At 72.3% G+C, this 25102-nt stretch carries 23 protein-coding genes; 11 read left to right on the forward strand and 12 right to left on the reverse strand.

Annotated features, from left to right (window positions below):
* Nucleotides 1–3: 3 nt before the first annotated feature.
* On the forward strand, nucleotides 4–1407 hold the full coding sequence (locus tag ABZU53_RS14305; RefSeq protein WP_355066156.1) for a cobyrinate a,c-diamide synthase: 1404 nt from the start codon (nucleotides 4–6) through the stop codon (nucleotides 1405–1407).
* On the forward strand, nucleotides 1404–1973 hold the full coding sequence (locus ABZU53_RS14310) for a GNAT family protein (RefSeq protein ID WP_354858796.1): 570 nt from the start codon (nucleotides 1404–1406) through the stop codon (nucleotides 1971–1973). Before ABZU53_RS14305 ends, ABZU53_RS14310 begins: the two co-directional genes overlap by 4 nt.
* Nucleotides 1974–1982: 9 nt before the next feature.
* On the opposite strand, the gene ABZU53_RS14315 is transcribed toward ABZU53_RS14310, so the two are convergent.
* Nucleotides 1983–4112: a transglycosylase domain-containing protein gene (locus tag ABZU53_RS14315; protein ID WP_354858798.1), complete on the reverse strand. Its 2130-nt coding sequence runs from the start codon at nucleotides 4110–4112 to the stop codon at nucleotides 1983–1985.
* 122 nt (nucleotides 4113–4234) lie between these two features.
* On the opposite strand from ABZU53_RS14315, the gene cobC reads away from it, so the two are divergent.
* Genes cobC through cobA form a run of 3 tightly spaced genes read left to right on the forward strand, consistent with a single transcriptional unit; the run spans nucleotide 4235 to nucleotide 7669 of the window.
* Nucleotides 4235–5317 (forward strand): Rv2231c family pyridoxal phosphate-dependent protein CobC, encoded by a 1083-nt coding sequence (gene cobC / locus ABZU53_RS14320; protein WP_355066228.1) that lies wholly within the window; start codon nucleotides 4235–4237, stop codon nucleotides 5315–5317.
* The gene (cobT, locus tag ABZU53_RS14325) at nucleotides 5317–6396 is read left to right on the forward strand and encodes a nicotinate-nucleotide--dimethylbenzimidazole phosphoribosyltransferase (protein WP_355066229.1); all 1080 of its coding nucleotides are present in this window, start codon (nucleotides 5317–5319) and stop codon (nucleotides 6394–6396) included. The genes cobC and cobT overlap by 1 nt, the downstream gene beginning before the upstream one ends.
* Before the next feature lie 40 nt (nucleotides 6397–6436).
* A complete protein-coding gene (cobA, locus tag ABZU53_RS14330; protein ID WP_355066157.1) occupies nucleotides 6437–7669 on the forward strand; it encodes a uroporphyrinogen-III C-methyltransferase in 1233 nt (410 codons plus the stop codon).
* A 347-nt stretch (nucleotides 7670–8016) separates the two neighbouring features.
* On the opposite strand, the gene otsB is transcribed toward cobA, so the two are convergent.
* The 4 genes from otsB to ABZU53_RS14350 all read right to left on the reverse strand — a co-directional run bounded on the left by otsB (nucleotide 8017) and on the right by ABZU53_RS14350 (nucleotide 12830).
* A complete protein-coding gene (gene otsB, locus ABZU53_RS14335; RefSeq protein ID WP_355066159.1) occupies nucleotides 8017–10623 on the reverse strand; it encodes a trehalose-phosphatase in 2607 nt (868 codons plus the stop codon).
* Complete coding sequence (locus ABZU53_RS14340; protein WP_355066161.1) at nucleotides 10620–12020, reverse strand: trehalose-6-phosphate synthase; 1401 nt, start codon at nucleotides 12018–12020, stop codon at nucleotides 10620–10622. Before ABZU53_RS14340 ends, otsB begins: the two co-directional genes overlap by 4 nt.
* 143 nt (nucleotides 12021–12163) lie before the next feature.
* Nucleotides 12164–12487 carry a hypothetical protein gene (locus tag ABZU53_RS14345; RefSeq protein ID WP_355066163.1) on the reverse strand — a complete coding sequence of 108 codons (324 nt, stop codon included), beginning with the start codon at nucleotides 12485–12487 and terminating at the stop codon, nucleotides 12164–12166.
* A 58-nt stretch (nucleotides 12488–12545) separates the two neighbouring features.
* On the reverse strand, nucleotides 12546–12830 hold the full coding sequence (locus ABZU53_RS14350) for a hypothetical protein (protein WP_354858810.1): 285 nt from the start codon (nucleotides 12828–12830) through the stop codon (nucleotides 12546–12548).
* A 210-nt stretch (nucleotides 12831–13040) separates the two neighbouring features.
* Between ABZU53_RS14350 and ettA the strand changes: the two genes are divergently transcribed.
* From ettA to ABZU53_RS14370, 4 genes are all read left to right on the forward strand, one after another.
* Nucleotides 13041–14717 carry an energy-dependent translational throttle protein EttA gene (gene ettA / locus ABZU53_RS14355; protein WP_355066165.1) on the forward strand — a complete coding sequence of 559 codons (1677 nt, stop codon included), beginning with the start codon at nucleotides 13041–13043 and terminating at the stop codon, nucleotides 14715–14717.
* Nucleotides 14717–15163: a thioesterase family protein gene (locus tag ABZU53_RS14360; protein ID WP_354858814.1), complete on the forward strand. Its 447-nt coding sequence runs from the start codon at nucleotides 14717–14719 to the stop codon at nucleotides 15161–15163. Before ettA ends, ABZU53_RS14360 begins: the two co-directional genes overlap by 1 nt.
* On the forward strand, nucleotides 15160–15891 hold the full coding sequence (locus ABZU53_RS14365) for a hypothetical protein (RefSeq protein ID WP_355066167.1): 732 nt from the start codon (nucleotides 15160–15162) through the stop codon (nucleotides 15889–15891). Before ABZU53_RS14360 ends, ABZU53_RS14365 begins: the two co-directional genes overlap by 4 nt.
* A gap of 132 nt (nucleotides 15892–16023) precedes the next feature.
* Nucleotides 16024–16608, forward strand: a complete 585-nt coding sequence (locus tag ABZU53_RS14370) for a YbjN domain-containing protein (protein WP_234582140.1) — start codon at nucleotides 16024–16026, stop codon at nucleotides 16606–16608.
* 33 nt (nucleotides 16609–16641) lie between these two features.
* Here the strand turns inward: ABZU53_RS14370 and ABZU53_RS14375 are convergent, their stop codons facing one another.
* The 3 genes from ABZU53_RS14375 to ABZU53_RS14385 all read right to left on the reverse strand — a co-directional run bounded on the left by ABZU53_RS14375 (nucleotide 16642) and on the right by ABZU53_RS14385 (nucleotide 19812).
* The gene (locus ABZU53_RS14375; protein ID WP_354860608.1) at nucleotides 16642–17031 is read right to left on the reverse strand and encodes a globin; all 390 of its coding nucleotides are present in this window, start codon (nucleotides 17029–17031) and stop codon (nucleotides 16642–16644) included.
* A 108-nt stretch (nucleotides 17032–17139) separates the two neighbouring features.
* A complete protein-coding gene (locus ABZU53_RS14380) occupies nucleotides 17140–18519 on the reverse strand; it encodes an MFS transporter (protein ID WP_354860607.1) in 1380 nt (459 codons plus the stop codon).
* Between the two features lie 234 nt (nucleotides 18520–18753).
* Nucleotides 18754–19812 carry a mechanosensitive ion channel family protein gene (locus ABZU53_RS14385; protein WP_355066231.1) on the reverse strand — a complete coding sequence of 353 codons (1059 nt, stop codon included), beginning with the start codon at nucleotides 19810–19812 and terminating at the stop codon, nucleotides 18754–18756.
* Between the two features lie 265 nt (nucleotides 19813–20077).
* On the opposite strand from ABZU53_RS14385, the gene ABZU53_RS14390 reads away from it, so the two are divergent.
* Entirely contained in the window at nucleotides 20078–20614 is a 537-nt protein-coding gene (locus ABZU53_RS14390) for an HNH endonuclease (protein ID WP_354860605.1), read from the forward strand.
* Between the two features lie 61 nt (nucleotides 20615–20675).
* Here the strand turns inward: ABZU53_RS14390 and ABZU53_RS14395 are convergent, their stop codons facing one another.
* A complete protein-coding gene (locus ABZU53_RS14395) occupies nucleotides 20676–22268 on the reverse strand; it encodes a DUF6194 family protein (protein ID WP_355066169.1) in 1593 nt (530 codons plus the stop codon).
* 55 nt (nucleotides 22269–22323) lie between these two features.
* Between ABZU53_RS14395 and ABZU53_RS14400 the strand changes: the two genes are divergently transcribed.
* Entirely contained in the window at nucleotides 22324–23103 is a 780-nt protein-coding gene (locus ABZU53_RS14400) for a MerR family transcriptional regulator (protein ID WP_355066171.1), read from the forward strand.
* On the opposite strand, the gene ABZU53_RS14405 is transcribed toward ABZU53_RS14400, so the two are convergent.
* The 3 genes from ABZU53_RS14405 to ABZU53_RS14415 all read right to left on the reverse strand — a co-directional run bounded on the left by ABZU53_RS14405 (nucleotide 23049) and on the right by ABZU53_RS14415 (nucleotide 24986).
* Entirely contained in the window at nucleotides 23049–23822 is a 774-nt protein-coding gene (locus ABZU53_RS14405) for a class F sortase (RefSeq protein WP_354860612.1), read from the reverse strand. The two genes, ABZU53_RS14400 and ABZU53_RS14405, sit on opposite strands and share 55 nt — an antisense overlap.
* 75 nt (nucleotides 23823–23897) lie before the next feature.
* Nucleotides 23898–24425 (reverse strand): hypothetical protein, encoded by a 528-nt coding sequence (locus ABZU53_RS14410; protein ID WP_355066173.1) that lies wholly within the window; start codon nucleotides 24423–24425, stop codon nucleotides 23898–23900.
* 96 nt (nucleotides 24426–24521) lie between these two features.
* Nucleotides 24522–24986 (reverse strand): Lrp/AsnC family transcriptional regulator, encoded by a 465-nt coding sequence (locus ABZU53_RS14415; RefSeq protein ID WP_354860599.1) that lies wholly within the window; start codon nucleotides 24984–24986, stop codon nucleotides 24522–24524.
* Between the last annotated feature and the right edge of the window lie 116 nt (nucleotides 24987–25102).

Below are 25102 nucleotides of genomic sequence, written 5' to 3' on the forward strand. Positions count from 1 at the left end.
ATGATGACCGTCGTGCCGCGCCTGGTGCTCAGCGCACCGTCCTCCGGGCACGGAAAGAACGCGCTGGCGATCGGGCTGCTCGCCGCCCTGGCCGAGCGGGGTGTCGACGTCGCCGGGTTCAAGCTCGGCCCGGATCATGTCGACGCCGCGTACCTCGGTCTCGCCGCCGGTCGGCCCGGTCGGGTGATCGATCCCCGGCTGGTCGGCGTCGACCGGCTCGCCGCGCTTGTCGCACACGGCGCCGCGGGTGCCGCGCTCGCCGTCGTGCAGGGCAGCATGGGCCTGTACGACTCCGTCGGTGGCCGCCCGGAGCAGGAGTCCACGGCCGCCGCGGCCACCGCGCTGCGCAGTCCGGTGGTGCTGGTGGTCGACGTGGCCGCGATGGGGCAGTCGGTGGCCGCTTTGGTGCACGGTTTCCGCTCGTACGACGAGCAGTTGTGGCTGGGCGGGGTGATCCTCAACCGGGTGGCGTCGTCGCGGCACGAGGCGATGCTGCGCGAGGCGCTGGACGACGTCGGCGTGCCGGTCTACGGCGCGCTGCGTCGCCAGGACCTGCCGGCCGTGCTGCCGTCGCGCCGGCACGGGGTGGCGCCGGTGGTCGACTCCTCGACCGACGCGGTCCGTGCGGTGCGCCGGCTGGGCGAGGCGGTCGCCGCCACGGTCGACCTGGAGCGGCTGCTCGGGCTGGCCCGTTCCGCTCCGCCACTGCCGGCGGCGGCCTGGTCGCCGCAGGAGGCGCTCGGCGAGCTGGTCGTCCCGGCGCAGCGCCCGCTGGTGGCGCTGGCCGGCGGGCCGGGCGGCAGCTTCAGCCACCCGGAGACCGCGGAGCTGCTGTCGGCCGCCGGCGCCGAGGTGGTCACTGTCGATCCGCTGCGCGACGAGGCGCTGCCCGTCGGCACCCGCGCGCTGGTCGTCGGGGGTGCGCTGCCCGAGTCGTACGCCGAGCAGCTGTCGGCCAACCGGCGGCTCTGCATCGCGGTGGCCGAGCTGGCCCGCACCGGCCGGCCGGTGGTCGCTGAGGGCGCCGGCCTGCTGTGGCTGGCCCGGGAGCTGGACGGGCTGCCGATGTGCGGGGTGCTGGACGCGGTGGGTGTGAGCCGCGACGGCCTCGTGGTCGGCTACCGGGAGGCGACCGCCCAGACCGACAGCGTGGTCGCCGCGCGCGGCACGGTGGTCGTCGGGCACAAGGAGCACCGGGCGGTGCTCACCCCGCGCGCCGGTCAGCGGCCGGCCTGGAGCTGGGACGGCGGCACGCCGGAGGGTTTCGTGTGGCGCAACGTGCACGCCTCGCAGCTCACCCTGCACTGGGCGGGACACCCGGCGACCGCCGCCCGGGTGGTGGCGGCGGCGGTCAGCGAGCCGGCAGCCGACGCGGTGCCCGCGCAGCCTCCCGTGGTGCCCGCGTGATCGGTGAGTTGGCGGTCCGCCGGTTTCCGGCGTTGACCGTCTCCACCCCGCGTACGGAGGTGCGTCGGCTCACCGCGGCGGACGCGTCGGCCGCCGGGGAGATCTTCGCCGACAAGCTGACCCGGCGGTGGCTGCCGCTGGCCGACGACTCCGGCCCGATCGACGGGCACGCCTGGTGCACGGATCTGGCCCGGCAGCGGCGCGACAGCGGCGAGGGCGACCACTACGCGGTGGTCCGCCGGGAGGACGACCAGATGGTCGGCTCCCTCTGGACGCGGCGCACCGACTGGGGCGCCCGGCTCACCGAGGTCTCCTACGCGATGGCCCCCCACGCGCGGGGCTTCGGCCTGGCCGCCGAGGCGGTGGACGCGGTGGCCATCGCGCTGATCCTGGAGCACGGCTTCCAGCGGGTCGAGCTGCGGGTGGCACCCGGCAACCTGGCGTCCCGCCGGGTCGCCGAGAAGGCCGGCTTCAGCTACGAGGGGTTGCTGCGCAACGCCGGTTTCGTCGGCGGTGGCCGGGCCGACCTCGAACTGTGGTCGTTCGTGGCCGCTGATCTGCGCTGATCCGCGCCGTCATCCCACGATGGCGTCCGACGGTGGCGTGAACTGGCGGGTCGGCGTGCCCTTCAGGCCGTCGCGCAGGGTCTCGGCCACCGCCGCGATCGGGATCTGGGACTGCCCGTCACCGACGGCGTTGAACGGGTTGTCCGGGTCGGAGATGAAGCTCGCCGCGGCCAGCTCCGGGGTGTAGCCGACGAACCAGGCGGACCGGGTGCTGTCGGTGGTGCCCGTCTTGCCGGCGACCGGGCGGCCGACCGTACCCCGGACGCTGTCGGCGGTTGACCAGCCGCCGCAGCCGCCGCGTGCCGGACTGTCCCCGGTCGGGCAGCGGGCGGCGTCGGTGGCCGCCCGGGCGGCGTCGGCGCTGACCACCTGGCGGCAGCGCGGCTTGGCGACCTCACGGTGCAGACCGCCCGGAGTGGCGTACGTGGCCGGAGTGCCGTCCCGGTTCATGATCGCCTGCACCGGGATCGCCTCGCAGTAGCGGCCGTCGGCCGCGACGGCGGCGTAGGCGTTCGCCATCTCCAGCGGTGTGGCGTCGGAGACGCCCAGGGTGAACGCGCCCCACTTCTTGGCCTTGCCCGGGGACGCCTGTTCCCGGTCGACGTCGGTGCGCCAGCGCAGCCCGAGCTGTTCGGCCAGCCGGACCGCCCGGTCCGCGCCCACCTTCTCCTCCAGCCACACGAAGTACGTATTGACCGACTTGCCGAAGCCGGACCACATGGTCTGTTGCCCGGTCATCGCTCCGCTGGCGTTGGAGGGCGCCCAGCCGTCGTAGACCGACGACTTGTAGCGGTACGGGGCGTTGAACGAGGTGGACAGCGTCATCCCCGAATCCAGCGCGGCCAGCATCGGGAACATCTTGAACGTCGACCCGGCCTGGTAGCCCGGCAGGTCGCCGCCGCCGAGCAGCGGCGCCACCGTGTTCGGATAGTTCGCCTTCACCTTCGGCCCGGCCTCCGGGTTGGAGCTGGGTGGGTTGTCGGCCAGGTCCAGGGAGTAGTTCCGGTTCACCGCCATCGCCTTCACGCGCCCGGTCCCCGGCTCGGAGACCACGATCCCGTTGGCGAACGGGCTGCCGGTGCCCTCCTTGGCGCCGACGTTCTTCTCCGCCGCCTCCTGGATCTTGGGGTCGAGGCTGAGCACGATGCGGTAGCCGCCCCGACGCAGCTTGTCCATCCGCTCCAGCCGGTTGGCCCCGAACGCGGGCTGCGAACTCCACCAGTTCTTCAGGTAGTCGCAGGCGAAGCCCCAGCTCCGGTACTTCTCGATGAGCGAGGCGCAGTCGCTCGGCGGGGTGGTGAGCTTCAGCCGGATCGGCTCGGTCTTCGCGGCGGCGGCCGAGTCGGGGGAGAGGTAGCCGAGCTGACTCATCCGGTCCAGCACGTAGTTGCGCCGCCCGGTGGCGTCCTTCTGGTCGGTGTCGGCCGGGTCGTACTCGGAGGGGGACTTGACCAGCCCGGCGAGGGTGGCCGCCTCGACCGGGGTGAGGTCCTTCGGGGTCTTGGAGAAGAAGATCTCGCTGGCGGCGTAGATGCCGTACGCCCGGTGGCCGAAGTACGCGGAGTTCAGGTAGCGCTCGAGGATCTGCTCCTTGCTCAGCTCCTTCTCCAGGTCCAAGGCCATGCGCATCTCCTTGACCTTGCGCAGGCTGGTCTGCTGGGTGGCCTCCTGGACCTCCTTCGGGGTGTTCGCGCTGTCCCGCAGGGCCATCCGGACGTACTGCATGGTCAGCGTCGAGGCGCCCTGGGAGCCGCCGGAGCGGGCGTTGGACACGAAGGCGCGGGCCACGCCCTTCGGGTCGACGCCGTGGTGCTGGTAGAAGCGGTTGTCCTCGGCGGCGACGATCGCCTGCTGGATGTTCGGCGACATGTCCGACAGCTTCGTGTACTGCCGGTACTCCTCGTAGAACATGGTCAGCACGGTCTTGCCGTCCGGGGCGTAGAGGTAGGAGGTCTCGGCGGGCAGGGCGGTGGTCAGCAGTCTGGTCTTCTGCTCCGTGGCGTGCGCGGTGGCCTTCGCGCCGAGCCCGGTGAAGGCGACCACCGGGTACGCGACGGCGGCGATCACGATGCCGGCGATGAGGCCGGCGCGGAGAAGAGGAACGAGTCGACCAGCGGCAGCAAGGGGTCGGTTGCTCACGTGGCCAAGTTATGACATTTCCGATTCGTACATGAGAAGAACTCATAAACCCGCGAGGTGGTGACATGGCTTACGCCGACATCGACTGTTCCGCCGGCCACCTTCCCGGCAGGATCGCGGACATGCGCGATCAGTCTGCTGCCATCACCCCGCCCATCGGGGCCGAGCCGGACCTCGCGCACCACGGCGACGCCGAGGTGGGCGCCGGGCTGATCGACCTCGCCGTCAACGTCCGCCAGACGCCACCGCCGGCCTGGCTGGCCGACCCGATCGCCGCCACCCTCACCGACCTGGCCCGCTACCCCGACCCGGCGCCGGCCCGCGCCGCCGTCGCCGCCCGGCACCGGCGTCACCCGGACGAGGTACTCCTCACCGCCGGCGCTGCCGAGGGCTTCGTGCTGATCGCCCAGGCGCTGCGTGGCATCCGCCGACCCGTGGTGGTGCACCCGCAGTTCACCGAGCCGGAGGCGGCGCTACGGGCCGCCGGCCATTCGGTCGAGCGGGTGCTGCTGGACCCGGCCGACGGGTTCCGGCTCGATCCGTCCCTGGTGCCCGACGACGCCGACCTCGTGATGATCGGCAACCCGACGAATCCCACCTCGGTGCTGCACCCCGCGCGGACCGTGGCCGCGCTCGCCCGTCCCGGCCGGGTGCTGGTGGTCGACGAGGCGTTCGCCGACACCACCGGCGGCGCGCACCCCGGCGAGCCGGAGTCGCTGGCCGAGCGGCGGGATCTGCCCGGGCTGCTCGTCCTGCGCAGCCTCACCAAGACGTGGGGCCTGGCCGGCCTGCGGATCGGCTACCTGCTCGGCGCCCCGGAGCTGCTGTCCCGCCTGGCCGCCGTCCAGCCGCTGTGGGCCGTCTCCACGCCCGCGCTGGCCGCCGCCGCGGCCTGCGCCACCGGAGTCGCGGTCGAGGCCGAACGCGCGATCGCCGCCGACCTCGCCGCCGACCGCGACCACCTGGTCGCGCGCCTGGCCGACCTGCCCGGCGTACGCGTCGCGGGCCGCCCGGCCAGCGCGTTCGTCCTGCTGCACCTGCCCGACGCGAACCGGGTCCGAGAGGGCCTGCGCGACCGGGGCTGGGCGGTACGCCGGGGCGACACCTTCCCCGGGCTCGGCCCGGACTGGCTGCGGGTGGCGGTACGCGACCGGAACACCACCGACGCGTTCATCGAGGTGCTGCGCGAGACCATGGAGGCATGATGCTGGAGACCACGATTTCGGCCATCCGGCCACTCGACGAGGCGGCGATGGCCGCCGCCCGCGAGCTGCACGGCCGGCTGACCAAGCCGCCGGGCTCGCTGGGCCTGCTGGAGGATCTGTCGGTACGCCTCGCCGGGCTGGCCGGGGCCTGCCCACCGCCGGTGCCCGAGCCGGCCGCCGTGGCGATCTTCGCGGGCGACCACGGGGTGCACGCCCAGGGGGTCAGCCCGTGGCCGCAGGAGGTCACCGGGCAGATGATCGGCAACTTCCTGGCCGGCGGTGCGGTCGTCAACGCGTTCGCCCGCCAGGCCGGCGCCTCGGTCACCGTGGTCGACGTCGGGGTGGCCACCCCGCTGCCCGTCCCCGAGGCTTCCGGTCCGGCCGACCCGTCCGCGCCCCGACTGGTCACCGCCTCCGTGCGCCGGGGCACCCGGGACCTCACGGTGACCGCCGCGCTCACCCGGGACGAGGCCCTCGCGGCGGTGCGGACCGGCATCCGGATCGCCGACGAGCTGATCGACGCCGGGGCGGGCATCCTGCTCACCGGGGACATGGGCATCGGCAACACCACCCCGGCCGCCGCGCTGATCGCCGCGTTCACCGGCGTCGACCCGCTCGACTCCACCGGCCGGGGCACCGGGATCGACGACCCGACGTACGCCCACAAGGTGGCCGTCGTGCGGGCCGCGCTGGCCCGGCACACGCCCGATCCGGCCGACCCGCTGGGCGTGCTCGCCGCCGTCGGTGGCCTGGAGCACGCCGCGCTGGCCGGGCTGATCCTGGGCGCCGCCGCCCGCCGTACGCCGGTCCTGCTGGACGGCGTGATCGCGGTGTCGGCGGCGCTCGCCGCCGCCGCGTTCGCACCCGACGCGGTCGCGGCCATGGTCGCCGGGCACCGCTCGGCCGAGCCGGGCGCGACGGTGGCGCTGCGGCACCTCGGCCTCGACCCGCTGATCGACCTGGGGCTGCGCCTCGGCGAGGGCACCGGCGCGCTGTTGGCCCTGCCGGTGGTCACCGGCGCGGTCCGGGTGCTGCACGACGTGGCCACCTTCGACTCCGCCGGGGTGGCCGAGAAGTGACGGTGCCCAACGAGCGGGCGGTCCGGCTCGGTGGTGCGGCGTGAGCGCCAGCCCGTACCCGCTCGGCCTGCGGCTCGAGGGGCGACGTGTGGTCGTGGTGGGCGGCGGTGCGGTCGCCACCCGGCGGGTGCCGGCGCTGCTGGATGCCGGCGCGGACGTCCTGCTGGTGGCCCCGGAGCTGACCCCGGCGCTGCGGGCCCGGGTGGACGCGGGTCGGCTGCACTGGGTGCCGCGCCGGTTCGTGCCCGAGGACCTGGACGGGGCCTGGCTGGTCCAGGTGGCGATCGACGATCCGATGGCGGCGGCTGCGGTGAGCGCCGTCGCCGCCGAACGGCGGATCTTCTGCGTCCGGGCCGACGACCGGACCGCCGCCACGGCCTGGACGCCGGCGGTGACCCGCCACGGCCCGGTCACCGTGGCGGTGCTCGGCGGCGGAGATCCTCGCCGCGCGATGACCGTCCGCGACGCCATCCGCGACCTGCTCGCCGTACGCGACGCTGCTCCCACCCGGGTCCGGCCCTCCGCCGAGGCGACGACCGGCGCGACCGCCGGGCGGGTGGCGCTGGTCGGGGCGGGGCCGGGAGACCCGGAGCTGATCACCGTGAAGGGTTGGCGGTTGCTCACCGAGGCCGACGTGGTGGTCGCCGACCGGCTAGTGCCGGGTCTACTCCTGGACGAACTCCGCGCCGACGTCGAGCTGGTGGACGCCTCGAAGATCCCCTACGGCCCGTCCCGGGCCCAGGAGGAGATCAACCGGATCCTGGTCGACCGGGCCCTGGCCGGCGCCGTCGTGGTCCGGCTCAAGGGCGGCGACCCGTACGTCTTCGGCCGTGGCGGCGAGGAGCTACTGGCCTGCGCGGCGGCCGGCGTGCCGGTGACCGTCGTCCCGGGAGTGACCAGCTCGATCGCCGTTCCGGCGGCGGCCGGGATCCCGGTCACCCACCGGGGGGTGGCGCACGAGTTCACCGTCGTCTCCGGCCACGTGGCACCCGACTCGCCGGCCTCGCTGGTGCGCTGGGACGCCCTCGCGGGCCTGCGCGGCACCCTGGTGATCCTGATGGGGCTCAAGAACCTCGCCGCCATCGCCGAGACCCTGATCGCGCACGGCCGGTCGCCACAGACGCCCGCCGCGGTCGTTCAGGAGGGCACCACGGGCGCCCAACGGACGCTGCGGTCCACGCTCGGCGCGGTGGCCGCCGACGCGCTCACCGCCGAGGTGCGCCCGCCCGCGGTCGTGGTGCTCGGCGACGTGGTGGGTGCCCTCGACGGGTGACCGGTGGCACGGTCCACCCGGGCGCGGAGCGGCCCCGGGCGGTGCGGGCGGCAGAGCGGACCCCGGGCGGTGCGGGCGGCGGAGCGGACCCCGGGCGGTGCGGGCGGCGGAGACCGGCTGGTCCCCGCGCGCGTCCTTTGCTCTGCTTCAACCGACGCAACACCCAGAAGGCGTTTGTGTTGCGTGGAGTGAAGCAGAGCAAAGGACGCGCAGAGGGCGACGCGAGGGCCCTGACGGCGGCTCTCGGGTGACCGGTACCCGCCGGTGGGGTTTGACCGGCCGGCGTCGGCCGAATGACGAAGGGCCGGAGCAGCGCTGCCCCGGCCCTTCGTCGAACTGACTGTCGGCTACTGCTTGAGCATGTTGTCGAGCAGCAGGGCGCAGCGGATCAGCCCGAGGTGGCTGTACGCCTGCGGGTGGTTGCCCAGGCCGCGCTCGGCGAGCGGGTCGTACTGCTCGGGGAGCAGCCCGGTCGGGCCGGCGGTGAGCACCATCTGCGCGAACAGCTCCTCGGCGTCGGTGCGGCGGCCGGTGCGCAGGTACGCCTCGATCAGCCACGCCGTGCAGATGTGGAAACCGCCCTCACGGCCGGGCAGGCCGTCGTCCCAGTGGTAGCGGTAGACGACCGGGCCGCTGCGCAGGTCCGCCTCGATCTTCAGGACGGTGGACAGGAAGCGCGGGTCGTCACCCGGGAGCAGGCCGGAGAGGCCGATCCAGAGCGACGAGGCGTCCATGTCCTCGTCCCCGTACGCGACGCTGTACGCCTCGACGTCGTCGTGCCAGCCGTGCTCCAGCACGTTGGCGCCGATCCGGTCGCGCAGGTCCTTCCACTCCGGCCGGTCCTCGCCGCCGTGCTGGCGCATCACGTGCAGCGCCCGGTCGACGGTCATCCAGCACATCACCTTGGAGAAGACGTGGTGCCGGGGTGGCAGCCGCGCCTCCCAGATCCCGTGGTCGGGCTCGTGCCACCGGCGGCGAACCGCCTCGACCATGTTCTCCAGGACCCGCCACTCGTCGTCGCGGACCGAGCCGCGCGCGTCGGCGACCGCCGCGATCAGGTCGGCGATCGGGCCGAACACGTCGAGCTGGAGCTGGTGGTTGGCGAGGTTGCCGACCCGGACCGGCCGGGAGCCGGCGTACCCGGGCAGCGTGTCGATGACCGCCTCAGCGCCCAGCTCGTAGCCGTCGATGGTGTAGAGCGGGTGCAGTCGCTCCGGGTGGCCACCGGTGCGCTCGATGCAGCCGTCGACCCAGCGCAGGAACGCCTCGGCCTCCTCGATGGACCCGAGGTCGACAAGCGCGCGGGCGGTCAGCGCGGCGTCACGCAGCCAGCAGTAGCGGTAGTCCCAGTTGCGGACGCCGCCCAGCTCCTCGGGGAGGGAGGTGGTCGCCGCGGCCAGGATCGAGCCGGTGATCTCGTGGCAGAGCCCGCGCAGGGTGAGCGCGCTGCGGGCCACCAGGTCGCGGGAGGTGGACGGCAGCCGCAGCGAGGCCACCCAGTCCTTCCACGGCTGCTCGGCCGCGGCCTGCCGATCGTGGATCGGCACCCGGTGGTGCTCCAGGCTGTGCGTGCCGAAGCGCAGCTCCAGCACGACCTGCCCGCCGGCGGCCGACAGGTCGACGGTCGCCTTGGCGGTCTCGTACCCACCGTCGTTGTTGACCTGCCACTCGACCCCGGGGGAGTAGAGGGCTACCGGTTCGTTCGAGCCGAGCACCAGCAGGCCGTCGCCGAGCGGCTGCAACTGCACGGCGACCTGACCGAACTCGGGGCGCGGGGCGAACTCCACCCGGACCCGACCGCTGCCGGTGAGCACCCGGACCAGGGTCGAGTCGCCGGTGACCACCGCCGGGCCGTCCGGCGTCGTCTCGCGGGCCGGCTTGTCCAGCCAGTCGGTGACGGTGAGCCCGGACCACCGGGTCTCGACGGTCATCGTGCCGGAGCGGTAGCGCTGGCCCAGCGGGATGCCCCCGCGCTCCGGGGCGACGCTGAAGTGACCGGCCGGGCTGCCACCGACCAGGTCGGCGAAGATCGCCGCCGAGTCCGGCTTGGGGTGGCAGAGCCAGCTGACCTTCGCCTCCGGCGTGAGCAACGCGACCGTACGACCGTTGGCCAGCATGGAGTGCCGCTCGATCGGCACCGCCCGCTCGCCGAAGAGCCAGTGGCGGCGGGTCTCCAGCAGCAGCCCGAGCGCGCGGGCTGCCTCGATGGGCTCGGCCACCCGGAAGCCGGCCTTGGTCTCGCCGGGGCCGATCTTGATGCCGAGGTCCGGCCCGTGCAGGTTGCCGAAGGCGTTCTCGTCGGTGACGTCGTCGCCGATGAAGAGCACCGCGCTGGCCGAGAGCTGGGTCCGGAGCTGGTCGACGGCGGTGCCCTTGTGGGTGGCCACCACGGACAGCTCGATGACCTCCTTGCCCTGCGTCACCGTGACGCCGTCGAAGGTGGCCGGGCCGTTGCGGACCGCCTCGATGGCTGCGGCGGCGACCTGCGGGTCGACGCCCCGGGTGTGCACCGCGACGCTGGCCGGCTTGCGTTCCAGCCGGATGCCGGGGTGTTCGGCGGCGATCTCCCGCAGCGCGTTGCGCACCTGGGTGCGCACCGCGACCAGCTCGGGGGAGAGGCGCTCGACGAAGCCGATGTCGAACTCGGAGCCGTGACTGCCGACGAGGTGCACCTCGCTGGGCAGCCGGGAGAGCGCGGCCAGGTCCCGCAGGGCCCGGCCGGAGACCACGGCCACGCTCGTCTGCGGCAGCGCGGCGAGCGCGCGGATCGCCGCCACCGATTCGGGCAGCGGTACGGCGGTGCTCGGGTCCTCCACGATCGGCGCGAGTGTGCCGTCGTAGTCGCAGGCGATCAGGAGCTGCGGAACCCGGGCGATCCGGCCGATGGCGGAGCGCAGCTCGGGGTCCAGCACCCCCGTGGTGATCGCCGCTCCGTCGGTGACGGACGTGTTCACGCGGCCTCCGCCTCGGGAACTCCGAGTTCGGAGAGGAAAGACTTGGCCCAGTGCCCCACGTCGTGGGTACGCAGGTGACGTTGCATTGTCCGCATCCGGCGGCGTGCCTCGGTTTTCTCCACGTGCACGGCCCGGAGCAGGGCGTCCTTGACCGCGTCCGGGTCGTGCGGGTTACACAGGAAGGCCTGGCGCAGCTCCGTTGCGGCGCCAGCGAACTCGCTGAGCACGAGCGCACCGCCCTGGTCGGCGCGTGATGCGACGTACTCCTTGGCGACGAGATTCATACCGTCTCGCAGCGGGGTCACCATCATCACGTCCGCAGCAACGTACATCGCGGCCAGTTCACTGCGACTGTACGACTGATGGAGGTAATGCACGGCCGGCACGCCGACTCGGCCGAATTCGCCATTAATGCGACCAACTTCGCGCTCTACCTTGACCCGAAGTGCCTGGTAGTGCTCGACGCGCTCGCGGCTCGGCGTGGCCACCTGCACCATAACGGCGTCCGGAACTGTCAACTTTCCGTCAGCGAGCAACTCGCGGAACGCCTTGAGCCGCAACTCGATGCCCTTGGTGTAATCCAGCCGGTCCACGCCCAGGATGATCGTCTTCGGGTCGCCCAGCTCGGCGCGGATCTGCTTGGCCCGCGCCTGGATCGCCGGGTCGGCGGCCATCCGTTCCATCTCCTGGGTGTCGATCGAGATGGGGAAGGCGCCCGCCTTCACCTGTCGCCCGTCGACCTGGATCATCTGCCCCTCGTAGCGCAGGCCGAGGAGGTGCCGGGCCAGCCGTACGAAGTTCTGCGCGGCCAGCCGCTGCTGGAAGCCCACCAGGTCCGCGCCGAGCAGACCGCGCAGGATCTCGGTGCGGAACGGCATCTGCATGAACAGCTCGATCGGCGGGAACGGGATGTGCAGGAAGAACCCGATCCGCAGGTCCGGACGCAGCTCGCGGAGCATCGCGGGGACCAGTTGGAGCTGGTAGTCCTGCACCCAGACCGTCGCGCCCTCGGCCGCCACGTCCGCCGCAGCCTCCGCGAACCGGGCGTTGACCAGCCGGTACGCCTCGCGCCACCGGCGCTTGTAGGCCGGGGTCTCCACCGCGTCGTGGTAGAGCGGCCAGATCGTCGCGTTCGACTGGCCCTCGTAGTAGCGCTCCAACTCCTCGGCGCTCAGCGGCACCGGATGCAGCCGGATCCCCTCCAGGTCGAACGGTTCGGGGGCGGCGCCGGTGCCGCCGGCCCAGCCGACCCAGGTGCCATGCTGTTCGGCGAGCACAGGATGCAGCGCGGTGACCAGCCCGCCTGGGCTGCGTCGCCACTGCCGTCCCTCGGGTGTGCTCACCTCGTCGACCGGCAGACGGTTCGCCACAACGACAAAGGAGCTACGGACGGTCACGATCGGCCACCTCCGGGTGCTGACGGGTCCACCGCGATGAGCGTACTGAGCGTAGCTGCGGCGTCTTGTGCCCCGTGCCGGAGTCTCCTACCCGCCTCGGTCTGGCCGAATCCTACAGGTGATCTTGTCGACAGCCGTGGCGGTCAGAGATCGATGATCGGCCATTCCTTGGGCAGTACCTCACCAAGCAGTTCCCGCCGATCCGTCATGACCGGTACGACCGCTCGGGCTGCCGCTTCGATCGCAACCTGGGCGAGATCGATGCTGCCCAGGAGGCGGGACCAGCCGCCCAGGATGGGGCACATGTTGTGATCGACCGGCGCGACAACTACAGCTTCGAGATCGGAGACAATGTCCAGCAACGGCCAGCCGTCGCTGGACACTCGGCGATATGCGGCTGTCAGGCACATGGCCGGAATGATCACGGACTCCCGGCGGTAGGCAACCTTGGCGATCTGGATGCCCACAGCCGGCTCTCCTTCGGAGTAGGCCAGCAATGCGGTGGTGTCGAGTACGAGTCCCGCGTCAGTCACGAACCTGTAGCCGTCCCCGCGACGCCTCGTTCAGCAGCGCGGCGGCCTTGGCGCGCAACTCGGGAGTTATTGCCTGGCGAGCCTGATCCAACTTGCGCCCGGCCTCCTCGAGGCCCTCGTCGGTGATCTTGAAACCGATCTGCTCCAGAATCCGCCGGGTTCGTTCACCGACCATTCGTTGGCGGATGCTCTCCGTCACGAAGGCGGACACGTTGGGCTCGGTGGCCAGCCGTTCTGCGACGTCGTCCGGGATGCTGATGGCGATCTTTTTGGTCACACTCAAGACGGTAGTGAGTTATACCGACTCCGGCAATGCGGCTCGCCGGCGTACTCCTGGGGCGGGGTGATGTGGGCGAAGCGCGCCGTACCTGTCAGGATTGACGATGGCGTGCGCGCGGCCGGCTCCCGGCCGGCGGCGGGTGCAGGTCCCAGCCCGCGCCGCGCCGCCGACTCAGGCGACAGCAAACCGACGGAGGTAGCCCGCACCGTGGCCCAGTACATCTACGTCCTGGAAAAGGCGCGCAAGGCGCACGGCGACAAGGTCGTGCTCGACAACGTGACGCTGAGCTTCCTGCCGGGGGCCAAGATCGGTGTGGTCGGCCCGAACGGCGCCGGTAAGTCCAGCCTCCTCAAGATCATGGCAGGGCTGGACAAGCCGAGCAACGGCGAGGCCCGGCTGATGCCCGGCTACACCGTCGGCATGCTCGCCCAGGAGCCCCCGCTCAACGACGCCAAGACCGTGCTCGGCAACGTCGAGGAGGCGGTCGCCGAGACCAAGGCCAAGCTGGAGCGGTTCAACAAGATCGCCGAGCAGATGGCGACGGACTACTCCGACGAGCTGATGGAGGAGATGGGCAAGCTCCAGGAGGAGCTGGACCACGCCGACGCGTGGGACATCGACTCCAAGCTCGAACTCGCCATGGACGCGCTGCGCTGCCCGCCGCCGGACGCCGATGTGACCCAGCTCTCCGGTGGTGAGCGCCGCCGCGTCGCGCTCTGCAAGCTGCTGCTGGAGGCGCCCGACCTGCTGCTGCTCGACGAGCCCACCAACCACCTGGACGCGGAGAGCGTCTCCTGGCTGGAGCAGCACCTGGCCAAGTACGCCGGCACCGTCATGGCGATCACCCACGACCGGTACTTCCTGGACAAGGTGGCCGGTTGGATCCTGGAGCTGGACCGCGGCCGGGCCATCGGGTACGAGGGCAACTACTCCACCTACCTGGAGAAGAAGGCCGCCCGGCTGGCCGTCGAGGGTCGCCGCGACGCCAAGATGAAGAAGCGCCTCACCGAGGAGCTGGAGTGGGTCCGCTCCAACGCCAAGGCCCGGCAGACCAAGTCCAAGGCCCGCCTGGACCGGTACGACGAGATGGCCAACGAGGCGGAGAAGACCCGCAAGCTGGACTTCGAGGAGATTCAGATCCCGCCGGGCCCGCGCCTGGGCAGCACGGTGATCGAGGCGAACGGCCTCAGCAAGGGCTTCGGCGACCGGCTGCTGATCGACGACCTGTCGTTCTCGCTGCCCCGTAACGGCATCGTCGGCATCATCGGCCCGAACGGCGTCGGCAAGACCACGCTGTTCAAGACCATCGTCGGGCTGGAGGAGCCGACCGGCGGCGAGGTCCGGGTCGGCCCCACCGTCTCGCTGTCGTACGTCGACCAGAACCGGCAGGGCCTCGACGGTGACAAGACCGTCTGGGAGGTCGTCTCCGACGGGCTGGACTACCTGATGGTGGGCAAGGTCGAGATGCCCTCGCGGGCGTACATCGCCGCGTTCGGCTTCAAGGGACCGGACCAGCAGAAGCCGACCAAGGTGCTCTCCGGCGGTGAGCGCAACCGGCTGAACCTGGCGCTGACCCTGAAGATCGGCGGCAACGTCATCCTGCTCGACGAGCCGACCAACGACCTCGACGTGGAGACGCTCTCCAGCCTGGAGAACGCCCTGCTGGAGTTCCCCGGCTGCGCCGTGGTCATCTCCCACGACCGGATGTTCCTGGACCGGGTCTCCACGCACATCCTGGCCTGGGAGGGTGACGACCAGGACCCGGCCAGGTGGTTCTGGTTCGAGGGCAACTTCGAGGCGTACGAGAAGAACAAGATCGACCGCCTCGGCGCGGAGGCCGCCCGGCCGCACCGGGTGACCTACCGCAAGCTGACCCGCGACTGATGTCCGACCGGTTCGTCTACCACTGCACGCTGCGCTGGTCCGACCTGGACGCGTACGGCCACGTCAACAACTCGCGCTTCCTCACGCTCTACGAGGAGGCGCGGGTGGCGTTGATGTTCGCCGGCGGCCGGGCCTGGGGAGTGGGTTCGTTTGCCGACGGCGTGGTGATCCGCCGGCACGAGGTCGACTACCTGCGCCCGGTCGACTACGCGCTGGGTCGGGCCACCGCGGAGGCCGCGCCCACCGTCCGCATCGAGCTGTGGGTGGAGGAGATCAAGGCTTCACGGTTCACCGTCGCGTACGAGCTGTACGACGGCGAGGTGCTGGCCAGCCGTGCCCGCTCGGTGCTGGTGCCGTTCGACCTGACCCGCCAGGTGCCCCGGCGGATCACGCCCGAGGAGCGGGATTTCCTGCTCACGTACGCCCCGCAGGGCGGCGGGGCGTGACGCTGCCCGGCACCGCCGGCCCGGACCGGGTGGCGGCGTCGCCGTCCGGGCACGGCGTGACCGGCGTGGCCGACGCGGGTGCCTTCCTGGCCCGGCTGGTCCGGCTGGACCCGGCGGCGCCGGTCCGGCTGCGGCCGGCCGGCGCTCCCGGCCGGGTCGCCCTGTTCGCCCGGCTGCCCTGGCAGGTGCTGGTGGCCCGGACGGTCGCCGGTGGGGCCGCCGGAGACGTCACGGTGGGCGCCGCCGACCTGCTGGCCGAGCTGGAACGCGGTGGCGCGACGTTGCCGGCCCGCCGCGACGCGCAGTGGCGCTGGCCGCTGCCACCGGCGCGAAGCGAGCCGGTGGAGGTGCTGCCCGCAGTCGAGCTGCGGCGGATCGCCGACGCGGCGGCGGGCACCCTGCGCACCGCGAGCGAGCAGGGGGTGGCGGGCCGCGCGGTGGGTCAGCGCGCGTTGCGCGACGCGCTGCTCGACCACGTGGCCGTGCTGGTCACGCCGGACGATCCGCCGGGCCCTGCCGTCGAGGTGCCGCAGCGGCTGGTGCAGGGGCTGGTCCGGATGGGCTTCCTCGGCGCGATCGACGATCCGGCCGGTCCTGGCGCGCGCTCCGAGGTCCAGGTGCGGGTGGCGGGCCGTTGGGTGGGCCTGGTGGGACCATACGGAGCGGCCTGGTTGCAGAAGGCCACCGATCTTGCCGTGACGCCCCTCGCCACTCGTCCGAACGGATGACCCCTGCTCATTCTTCTGGGCCGGTGCGGCCGTTGGGGGGATGCTTCAACCCGGCTGTCCGGGTACCGTCCATCCTCGGATCCAACGCACCGTAGGCGGCTGGATCCGCTGGGGAGTGAGGTGCGACGAGCGATGCCGTGGTGGTCATGGCGCCCCGGTCCCGCCGACGGCGGCGATCCGGAAACCCGAAGCGGGATCACAGTGGAGAGCGCGGTCCGGGTCGGCCCGCCGAGCCCTCGCCAGCCGGGGGACGACTGCCCGGGCAGCGACCGGCCCGTACTGACCGAGATGCCGGCGACCATCGAGCCGGTGAGCCTGCGCCGCGTCTGTGACGCACTCGACCTGCTCGACGTGCGCTACCTGGCCGACGGCGACGGCAACCTGCTGGCCATGTGGGAGCGGCACGCCGTGCTGGTGACCCTCGAAGGCCCCGAGGACGAGATCCTGGTGATGCGGGCCCGCCCGCACGCCACGGTTCCGCCGGACTGGGCCGACCGGGCCTACCGGGTGGTCAACGAGTGGAACCACACCCGCCGCTTCTGCAAGGCGTACATCGGCGACCCGACCGAGCGCGGGCAGCTGCCGATCTACGCCGAGTTGCAGGTGCCGCTGGGCGCCGGCACCCACGACGCTCTGCTGGTCGAGATGCTCGACTGCGGCGCGGCAGTGGCCGCCAGCTTCGTGGACTGGCTGCACGACGAAGGCGCCCTGCTCTGAGGCGCCCCGCAGCGTCCGTGCCGGAACGCGCCGTCAGGCGCCCTCGGCCGGGTCCTCCATGACGTTGACCATGAAGTACGCGGCCCGCTCCAGATAGTCCCAGAGAGCGACGGCGAGCTGCGGCTCCAGGTCGAGCCGGTCCACCGCCTGGCGCATGTGCCGCAGCCAGGCGTCCCGCTCGGCCCCGCCGATCCGGAACGGCGCGTGCCGCATGCGCAGCCGCGGGTGCCCGCGTTGTGCGGAGTACGTGTTCGGCCCGCCCCAGTACTGCATCAGGAACAGGGTGAACCGGTCGGCCGCCGGGCCCAGGTCCTCCTCCGGGTACATGGGTCGCAGCAGGGGATCGGTGGCGACGCCGGCGTAGAACTCGTCCACCAGCCGGCGGAAGGTGGGTTCGCCGCCGACCGCTTCGAAGAGGGTCATCGACGCATCGTTACGGTCGGATTCACCTGCGGGGTTCACCGTTCCATCCTGCCAGGTGCGTCGGCCGTCGGCCCGACCCGGAGGCCGTGCGCCGGCTCACGCGGTGGATCAGGTGACCGCGTGCCGGCGGTGGCCGTCCGCGGGCCGGAGGTCGGTGCCCGCCGGCGTGCCGTCGGCGATGGTGCCGCCCGGATCGGGGGTCGGCTCGGCGTTGGCCGCGGCGGCCTTGGCGATGGCGTCGTCCACCGTCTGCTTGCCCGGCCAGCGCAGGGCGGCGATCGTCATCAGCAGCACCCCGGCGGCGCTCCAGACCCCCACCACCACCGGAATGGAGAACCGCTCGGCGAGCAGCCCGGTGACCAGCACCGCGAGACCCTGGATGACCTGGACGCCGGTGGCCATCACGCCGAACGCGCGGGCCCGGAATCCGTCCGGCAGCGCCTGGACGAAGAGCCCGTTGGCCATCGGCATCATCCCGGCGACCGCGAACCCGCACAGGGCGGCCAGCAACGCCACCACCAGCGGTGGAGGGTCGAACAGCGCCGGCACCAGCACCAGCGGGGAGAACACCGCGAGGGGCCGCATCAGGGCCAGTCGGCGGGTCGGGCCGAACAGCCGGCTCACCAGCAGCCCACCCAGGACGTAGCCCACCGGGTTGGCGACCATGATCACCGCTTGCGCGGTGCCCGGGGCCATGCCGCCGGAGGAGCCCTTGTTGGCCCAGGCCGCGGCCAGCCCCTCCGGAACGATCGAGAACAGCAGCGCGCTGAACACCAGCACCGCGATGGCCCGCAGCACCGGCGTGCCGAACACGATCTGGAACCCCTGGGCGGTCTCCCGGAGCAGGTGAGAGCGGTGCGCGCTGGTCATCGTCGCTGGCCGGTTCCGCACGCCGAGGCGGACCAGCAGCGCCGAGAGGCCGAACGTGACCGCGTTGAACAACAGCGCGACCGTCGGGTCGATGGAGGCGACGGCGGCGCCGAGCAGGTAGCCGACGACCTGGGCCGCCTGACCGATGCTGGCGTTCAGCGACAACCCAACCACCAGCCGGTCCCCGGCGAGGATCTGTGGCATCAGCGCGGACTTCGCGGCCTGGCTCGGCGGGTTGGCGAGCGTGGCCGCGAAGATGAGCACCAGCAGCGCCGGAACGGGCAGGTCGGGGAGGGCGATGAGCAGCATCAGCGCCATCCGGATGACGTCACACGCCACCATCACCCTGCGGTACGGGTGCCGCTCGGCCAGGGCGGCGAGCAGCGGGCCACCCAGCAGCCACGGCAGGTAGCTGACCGCGAACGCGGCGGCGGAGAGCGCGACGGACCTGGTCTGCTGGTAGACGAGGAGGGTCACGGCGGCCTTGGCGACGTAGTCACCGACCCAGGAGAGAGCCCCGGCCGCGAAGACGGCCCGGAACTCGCGCTGGGCGAACACTTCGCGAAAAGTGGCCGGGCCTTCCGCGGAAGGTCGCTCGTCGGGCACCGTCGCCTCCATCGGCCCCCGGAACGGCAGCTCGTGGCGGCCGGGCCGGGAACACTCGTCAGATCTACGGATCAGCGAGGATGTGACCACGCTCCGGCGGGAACGCGTGCTCCGGATTCTGCCCGATCGTCTGACAACTAGCTAGGGCGAACGGATCGTTCGTCGCATCCCCGACTGAACGAACGGACGATACTCCAGGGGCCGGGCGGCTGGCGACCCCTGTATTGCCGGCCAGTCTCGCCGGTGTCAGGTGGCGCCGCCCTGGCCGGTCTCACCCTCCGGCAACGGCCGGCTCGACACACCGGGATAGATGCGGGCGGCGGCGATCTGCGCGGTGATCCCCGAATTCTCCAGCGCCTCCGCCAGCCTGCGGCGCAGCTCCCGGCTCACCGCGAACTGGCCGTCGGCCGTCGTCTTCACCACCGTACGGATCACGGCGCCATCCACCGTCATCTGCTCGACACCCAGCACCTCCGGGGCCTCCACGATCTCCGGCGACAGCTCCGGGTCCAGCGCCACCGAGGCGGCGGCCGTCCGCAGCACGGCGCTGGCATCCTCCGTACCGCTGAAGCCGATCGGCAGGTCCACGACCACCAGCGCCCAGCCCTGGCTCTTGTTGCCCACCCGGATGATCTCGCCGTTGCGGATGTACCAGAGCACGCCGCGTCCGTCGCGGACGGTGGTGACCCGCAGCCCGACCGACTCCACGACACCTGTCGCCTCGCCCAGGTCGACGTTGTCGCCCACGCCGTACTGGTCCTCGATCAGCATGAAGAGCCCGGCGATCAGGTCCTTGACCAGGCTCTGCGCGCCGAAGCCCAGGGCGACGCCGGCGATCCCGGCGCTGGCCAGCAGCGGGGCGAGGTCGAAGCTGAACTCGCGCAGGATCATCAGCAGCGCGATGCCGAAGACGAACGCGGTGGTCAGGCTGCGCAGCACCGAGCCGATCGCCTCGGCTCGTTGCCGGCGGCGCTCCGGCACGAACTCGGCCGGGTCTACCGCGGCCGTGGGCACCCGCTCGCGCAGCGGCCGCAGCATGGTCGGCACGGCGCCGTTGGTGGTCGTCCGGACCAGACGGTCGATCGTCCGGTGCAGCGCCCAGCGGGCCACCATCGCCAGCGCCACTATCAACAGCACCCGCAGCGGCTTGAGCAGGATCCAGTAGCTGCCCTCGGCGAACCAGGCCGACCCGGTGATCCGGTAGATCGTCTCGCAGGAGGTGCTGCCCTGACAGTTCACCGACACGGCGTCGGGCAGGGCAAGGGGCGTTTCGCTGGCGGCACTCACCCTGTCTTCGTACCGCAACGCCCCGGACCGGCCGCCGCCGACCCACCGGCCGGGTGAGATGCGCCCGAGCGCCGGGTCGGACCGGGGCGAACCGGCCATCGTGACAGGTGCGGGAAAGAGCTTCACGTCCGACCCCGGATTAGTACGTGCAATCCGGGGTCCGATCAGGGACTATTGGCGCAACGGACGTCGGTGATCGAGCGGGCGTCGACGGTGCGGGCCCTCGTGCCCAACTCCGGTCGGCGGCGTTCGCAGCAGCCGCTGAACCGGGAGGGTGAGCGCGATGCCTGACATACGACCCACGGTGGGCTCCGGCGCGCTGGTCCTCAACGCCACCTACGAGCCCCTGTGTGTCGTGTCGGTGCGACGCGCCGCGATCCTCGTCCTCTCCGCCAAGGCCGTCTGCGTCGCCGACGGTGACGGCATCCTGCACAGCGCCCGCGACGCGCTGCCGGTTCCGTCGGTGGTCCGTCTGACCCGCTTCGTCCGGGTGCCCTACCGCACCCACGTCGGGCTGTCCCGCCGAGCGATCTTCGCCCGGGACGGCTGGCGGTGCGCCTACTGCCGAGGGCCGGCCGAGACCATCGACCACGTCTTCCCGCGCAGCCGGGGTGGCCGGCACGCCTGGGAGAACGTGGTCGCCGCGTGCGCCCGGTGCAACCACACCAAGGGCGACAAGACCCCGGCGGAGCTGGGCTGGCGGCTGCACGCCCTGCCGACCGCGCCGAAGGGCACCGCCTGGCGGGTCCTCGGGCACCGCGCTCCGGACCCGCGCTGGGCCGACTGGCTCGACCTGCGCGAGCCCGAAGCGGCCGCCTGACCAGTCTGCGCGAGCCCGAAGCGGCCCGACCTGCCCGGCGGCGCGGAACCGCCGGTCGGGCTCAGTCCTGCTGCGCGGCCGCTCGGCGGGTCGCGCGCTCGTGCCGGTCGACCGCCCGGGTGTGCGCGACGGTCAACAGCCGGTCGATCTCGGGCAGCATCTGCGGCCCCGGCATCACGATGCTGGCGAAGCCGTACAGCGCGTACCCCGGGTGCGGCGTGACCGTGTCCAGCCGGGCGAAGTCGAAGGCGTCCCGGTGCTCCTCGAACGCCTTCGGTGGGAAGCCGAACGTCCTCTCGAACTCGGCCCGGCCCAGGTCCAGGTTGAGGCGGAAGACGCCGGGGCGGTCCAGCTGCGCGGCTTCGTCGAAGCCGGGCACGTCGTGCTCGACGATGGTGGCGAACGGCTGGCGGCGGTCCGGGCCGACGTAGAAGAACTGGTCGCCCCAGGCGCCCTCGGGTGATCCGTCCTCCTCGCTCGCCATCACCTGCTCGACGTCGGGCAGCGCGCGGATCCGGTCGGCGAGCACTGTCGCGTCGACGCCGGTCGGGATGTGCAGCACCGCGTCGGCGTGGTCGATGGTGGCCTGGTCCAGCGGGAAGTAGCGGTAGTCGTGCGCTCGCCGCTCGGCCGGCCCGATCTCGGCCGCCCGGACGTACCCGGGGAGGGTGAGCTTCTGCTGGAGCCTGCCCTCGTAGGTCGACGCGGCGGGCACGTCGATGCCGAGCGCGGGGCTCGCGCCGAGGCTGCCGACGATCACCGCGTACCGCTCGCCCAGCAACGCTCCGACGATCGCGCCGGCACCGGCCCACGACACCTCCGTCGCGCCCACCGTCATCGTGCTCGGGTGGCGCTGGAGGTGCGTGTTGTGCGCGAAGACCAGCGTGGGTCCACGGTGTGCCTCGACCGCCCGGATCGCGAGCAGGTTCTCGGCCATCAGCGCGTCCCGGACCGCGGCCAGGTGGGCGAAGCGTTCCTCCTGGACCAGTGGCGCCGCGGCCGCCGCGTGGTAGCGCAGCACCGCGACCGCCGACGTGGCGTGGACGAATGCCGCAGGCCAGCCCTCGGGCCGTCGGTGTGCCCGCAGGTACAACTCGGTCAGCAGGTCGTCGGCGAGCACCCGCAGTCGCTGGGCGTCGGACGAGCGTCCGACCGACCGGCCCGGCTCCCAGATCGCGGCCGTGTCGCTCCAGCGGGCCTCGTCCCCGACGAGGTCGTCGATCTCGACCGACCGGTCGAGGTCGAGGTCGAGGAATTCGCACACCCGCAGCAGGTGACGCCGCGGGCTCGGGGCGCCCTCGATCTCCAGCGGGGCGTCGAAGCCATGAAATCTCAGGCGCTCGGCGGCGGGCCGTCCGTCGTTCCACTCGCGCATCCGCAGCAGCAGGTCACGGTTGGCCGGCGCGGCGCCGAACCCGTGGCTGAACCCCTCGGCGAGCGCGCGGTCGAGCGTCATGGCCCCGCCCTGCACGAACGCGTCGGCGAGCAGTCCCGCGGCCCGGTCGCTCTCCAGGGCGATCGACCGGTAGCCGTGCTCGGCCAGCGTCAGGAAGGCGTCGTTGCGGATCTGGAGGAACGCGGATTCACCGTGCGTCGGCTCGCCGAGCGCGAGCAGCGTCGGCGAGCCGGCAAGCAGGTCAACAAGGGTGGTCATTGCATCAACCGTATCGTTGCACCAGCGGTGGAGACTTCAGACCGATGGAGCGCGGGTGACAACCACAAAACCCTCAAACCCCGGGGTACGCCGACCGGTCGATCTCGCGCGCCGTCACGGACTGTCGGCGCAGGCCGTCCGTAACTACGAACGGGACGGCGTGCTGCCACCTGCCGAGCGCACCGCGACCGGGTACCGCCAGTTCACCGAGGTGCACGCCACAGCACTGAGCGCCTACCTCGCGCTCATCGTCGGTCACGGCTACGCGGCCAGCGGCGACATCATGCGCGCCGTCAACCGGGGCGAGATCGACACGGCGTTGCGCACGATCGACAGCGGTCACGCGCTGCTGCAACGCGACCGGGAGACCCTGGACGCGGTCGAGGCGGCGGTCACCACTCTCACCGCGAGGGAGCCCGCGCCGCAGGGCCGGAGAGCCGTGCCGATCAGCGTGCTCGCACACCGGCTCGGCGTACGACCCGCGACCCTTCGCAACTGGGAGGCGGCCGGAATTCTGCGGCCGGAGCGCGACCGGGTGACCCGCCACCGCGTCTACTCGCCCGACGACGTCCGGGACGCGGAACTCGCCCACCTGCTGCGCCGGGGCGGGTATCGGCTCGACCACATCGCCGACGTGCTGCGACGGGTACGCGACGCCGGTGGCGCCGAACCGCTCGCCGCGTCGCTCGGCCAGTGGCGCCGACGGCTCACCGAGCGCGGTCGGGCCATGCTCACCGGGGCCGCCCGGCTCGCCGAGTACCTCGACGCTGGCGCCGGCGATCAACCACCACGGGCCTTGACCAGCGAGGCGAAGACCACCAGGTTGTCCGAGTAGCCCCTCTCGCCGCCCACCCACCGGCCGCCGCAGGTGATCAGCCGCAGGCTGGGGCGGCTGAAGTCGCCGTACACCTCGTCCACCGGCAGTCGGTCCTTGTCGAACCGCTCCATCGAGTCCACCTCGAAGACCGCGACCCGGCCGTCGGAGCGGGTGACCTCGATCTGGTCTCCCGCGCGCAGTTCCCGGAGCTGGTGAAAGACGGCCGGGCCGGTGGTGGTGTCCACGTGTCCGACGATCACCGCCGGCCCGTACTGGCCGGGGGTGGGGCCCTGGTCGTACCAGCCGGCCTCCTGGGCGCGGCCCACGTCGGGCACGGCGATGGTGCCGTCCGGGGCGAGGCCCACGTCGTGCAGCGGAGCCCGCAGGTCGATCTTGCTGATCGAGAGAGCGGTCGGGCGGCTGGCCGGCAGCACGGGGAACTTCTTCGGCGGCGGCCGCAGGCCGGCGCTGATCCGGTCCGGCAGCAGACTCACCCCGGTCACCTGCTCGACGCCGAGCATCGCCACGATCAGCACCATCAGCGTGGCCACGGCCAGGACCGGCAGTCCCGGCCCGGTGCCGAGCCGACGCCGGAGCAGCGGCGACCCGGCGGGACGGCTCGGCGGCAGCGGGCGGGCGTCCGGATCAGTGGTGGCGACGCTGGCGGACACCGCCTGTCCGGCGACCCGGCGCAGCCGAACCGAGACCCGGGCCACCAGCCGTCCGGAGGCGCGCAGGGCCGCTGCGGCCCGGAGGCGGGCACGGTGGTCCGACCGCGCACGCGCGGATCTGCGGGTCATGGCAGGTCCGGCTCAGGAGCCGGCTCCGGTCCGACGCCGACCGCCCACCATGCCGAGCGCGACCGCGGCGGCCACCACTGCCACGCCGCCGACGACCAGGATCGATCCGATGCCCCGGCCGCCCGCGGTGCCGCCGCCCCCCGTCGCCGGCCCCTTGCTGGGCGAGGCCATGTTCAGCACGGTCAGCATCGTCTGGGCCGTCTGGTTGTTCTGGCACCGCAGGTCGACCTGGTAGTCACCGGGTTCCTTGTTGCCCGGAACGGTGACCTCCCCCTTGAGGAAGCCGTTGTCCGGTCTGAGCACCACGCGCCCGAACGCGTCGGACTGCACGGTGGCCTGTCGATTGTTGCTGTTGTTGTTGTCGCAGCTCGCGCGGATCGTGACCCGGCTGCCCGCCGGGACGCTGTTCGGCGTCACCTCGACGGAGGTGTTCTCACCGGCACGCGCCGGTGCGACCGACAACAGGACGAACGCCCCGATGAGCCCCACCAGTGCCAGTGCGGACGAGAGTGCGCGGTTGATCGTGCGAAGTCCCTGCATGATTTCCCCCCAACCGGCGACGACCGCCGGAACCCTCCCCTGGGCACGCGGGCTGAGTTCCCGTTGGCCCGGAGGCAAACCAGCGGGCGGGCAGGGTCAGCGGCGGCGGGAGCTGGCACCGGCGGGCGGGAGCGGGGTGATCGGCTGCCAGTCCAGCGGGGACGACAGGACCATGGTGCTCGACGGCTGCCCGTACGGGGCGAGCCGGTCGATGACCGCTTCGAAGTCGCCGATCGAGCCGGCGGCCACCTTGAGCATGCTGCACGCGTCGCCGGTGATCCGGTGGATCTGGAGAATCTCCGGCCAGCCGGACACCTCCGGGTCGTGCAGGATGCACCGCGCGCCGTAACAGGACATCCGGATCAGGGCGACCACCGTACGGCCGGCCCGGGTCAGGTCCACGTGGGCGTGGTAGCCGGTGATCACCCCGGCCTCCTCCAGCCGGCGGACCCGCTCGGCGACCGCTGGTGGGGACAGGTGCACCCGGCGGGACAACTCACTGAAGGAGAGCCGGGCGTCGGCCTGCAACTCGCGCAGCAGCGCCCAGTCCATGTCGTCCACGCTCGAACCTTACTTTCGTGAACCGGATTCGCCCAGCTGCCTTCGGTTCGCCAGGTCAGGCCGACAAGTGCCGTTGATCCGGCATTCCGCAGGCCGATCCAGCCGCGAGATCATGG

The organism is Micromonospora sp. NPDC005194, assembly GCF_040608335.1.
Lineage (GTDB): Bacteria > Actinomycetota > Actinomycetes > Mycobacteriales > Micromonosporaceae > Micromonospora.

Coding starts and splice junctions, on each gene's coding strand:
- ABZU53_RS14305 (WP_355066156.1), top strand. CDS start 4: ATGACCGTCGTGCCGCGCCTGGTGCTCAGCGCACCGTCCTCCGGGCAC.
- cobC (WP_355066228.1), top strand. CDS start 4,235: ATGCGCGATCAGTCTGCTGCCATCACCCCGCCCATCGGGGCCGAGCCG.
- cobT (WP_355066229.1), top strand. CDS start 5,317: ATGCTGGAGACCACGATTTCGGCCATCCGGCCACTCGACGAGGCGGCG.
- ABZU53_RS14360 (WP_354858814.1), top strand. CDS start 14,717: ATGTCCGACCGGTTCGTCTACCACTGCACGCTGCGCTGGTCCGACCTG.
- ABZU53_RS14370 (WP_234582140.1), top strand. CDS start 16,024: ATGCCGTGGTGGTCATGGCGCCCCGGTCCCGCCGACGGCGGCGATCCG.
- ABZU53_RS14375 (WP_354860608.1), bottom strand. CDS start 17,031: ATGACCCTCTTCGAAGCGGTCGGCGGCGAACCCACCTTCCGCCGGCTG.
- ABZU53_RS14380 (WP_354860607.1), bottom strand. CDS start 18,519: ATGGAGGCGACGGTGCCCGACGAGCGACCTTCCGCGGAAGGCCCGGCC.
- ABZU53_RS14390 (WP_354860605.1), top strand. CDS start 20,078: ATGCCTGACATACGACCCACGGTGGGCTCCGGCGCGCTGGTCCTCAAC.
- ABZU53_RS14395 (WP_355066169.1), bottom strand. CDS start 22,268: ATGACCACCCTTGTTGACCTGCTTGCCGGCTCGCCGACGCTGCTCGCG.
- ABZU53_RS14410 (WP_355066173.1), bottom strand. CDS start 24,425: ATGCAGGGACTTCGCACGATCAACCGCGCACTCTCGTCCGCACTGGCA.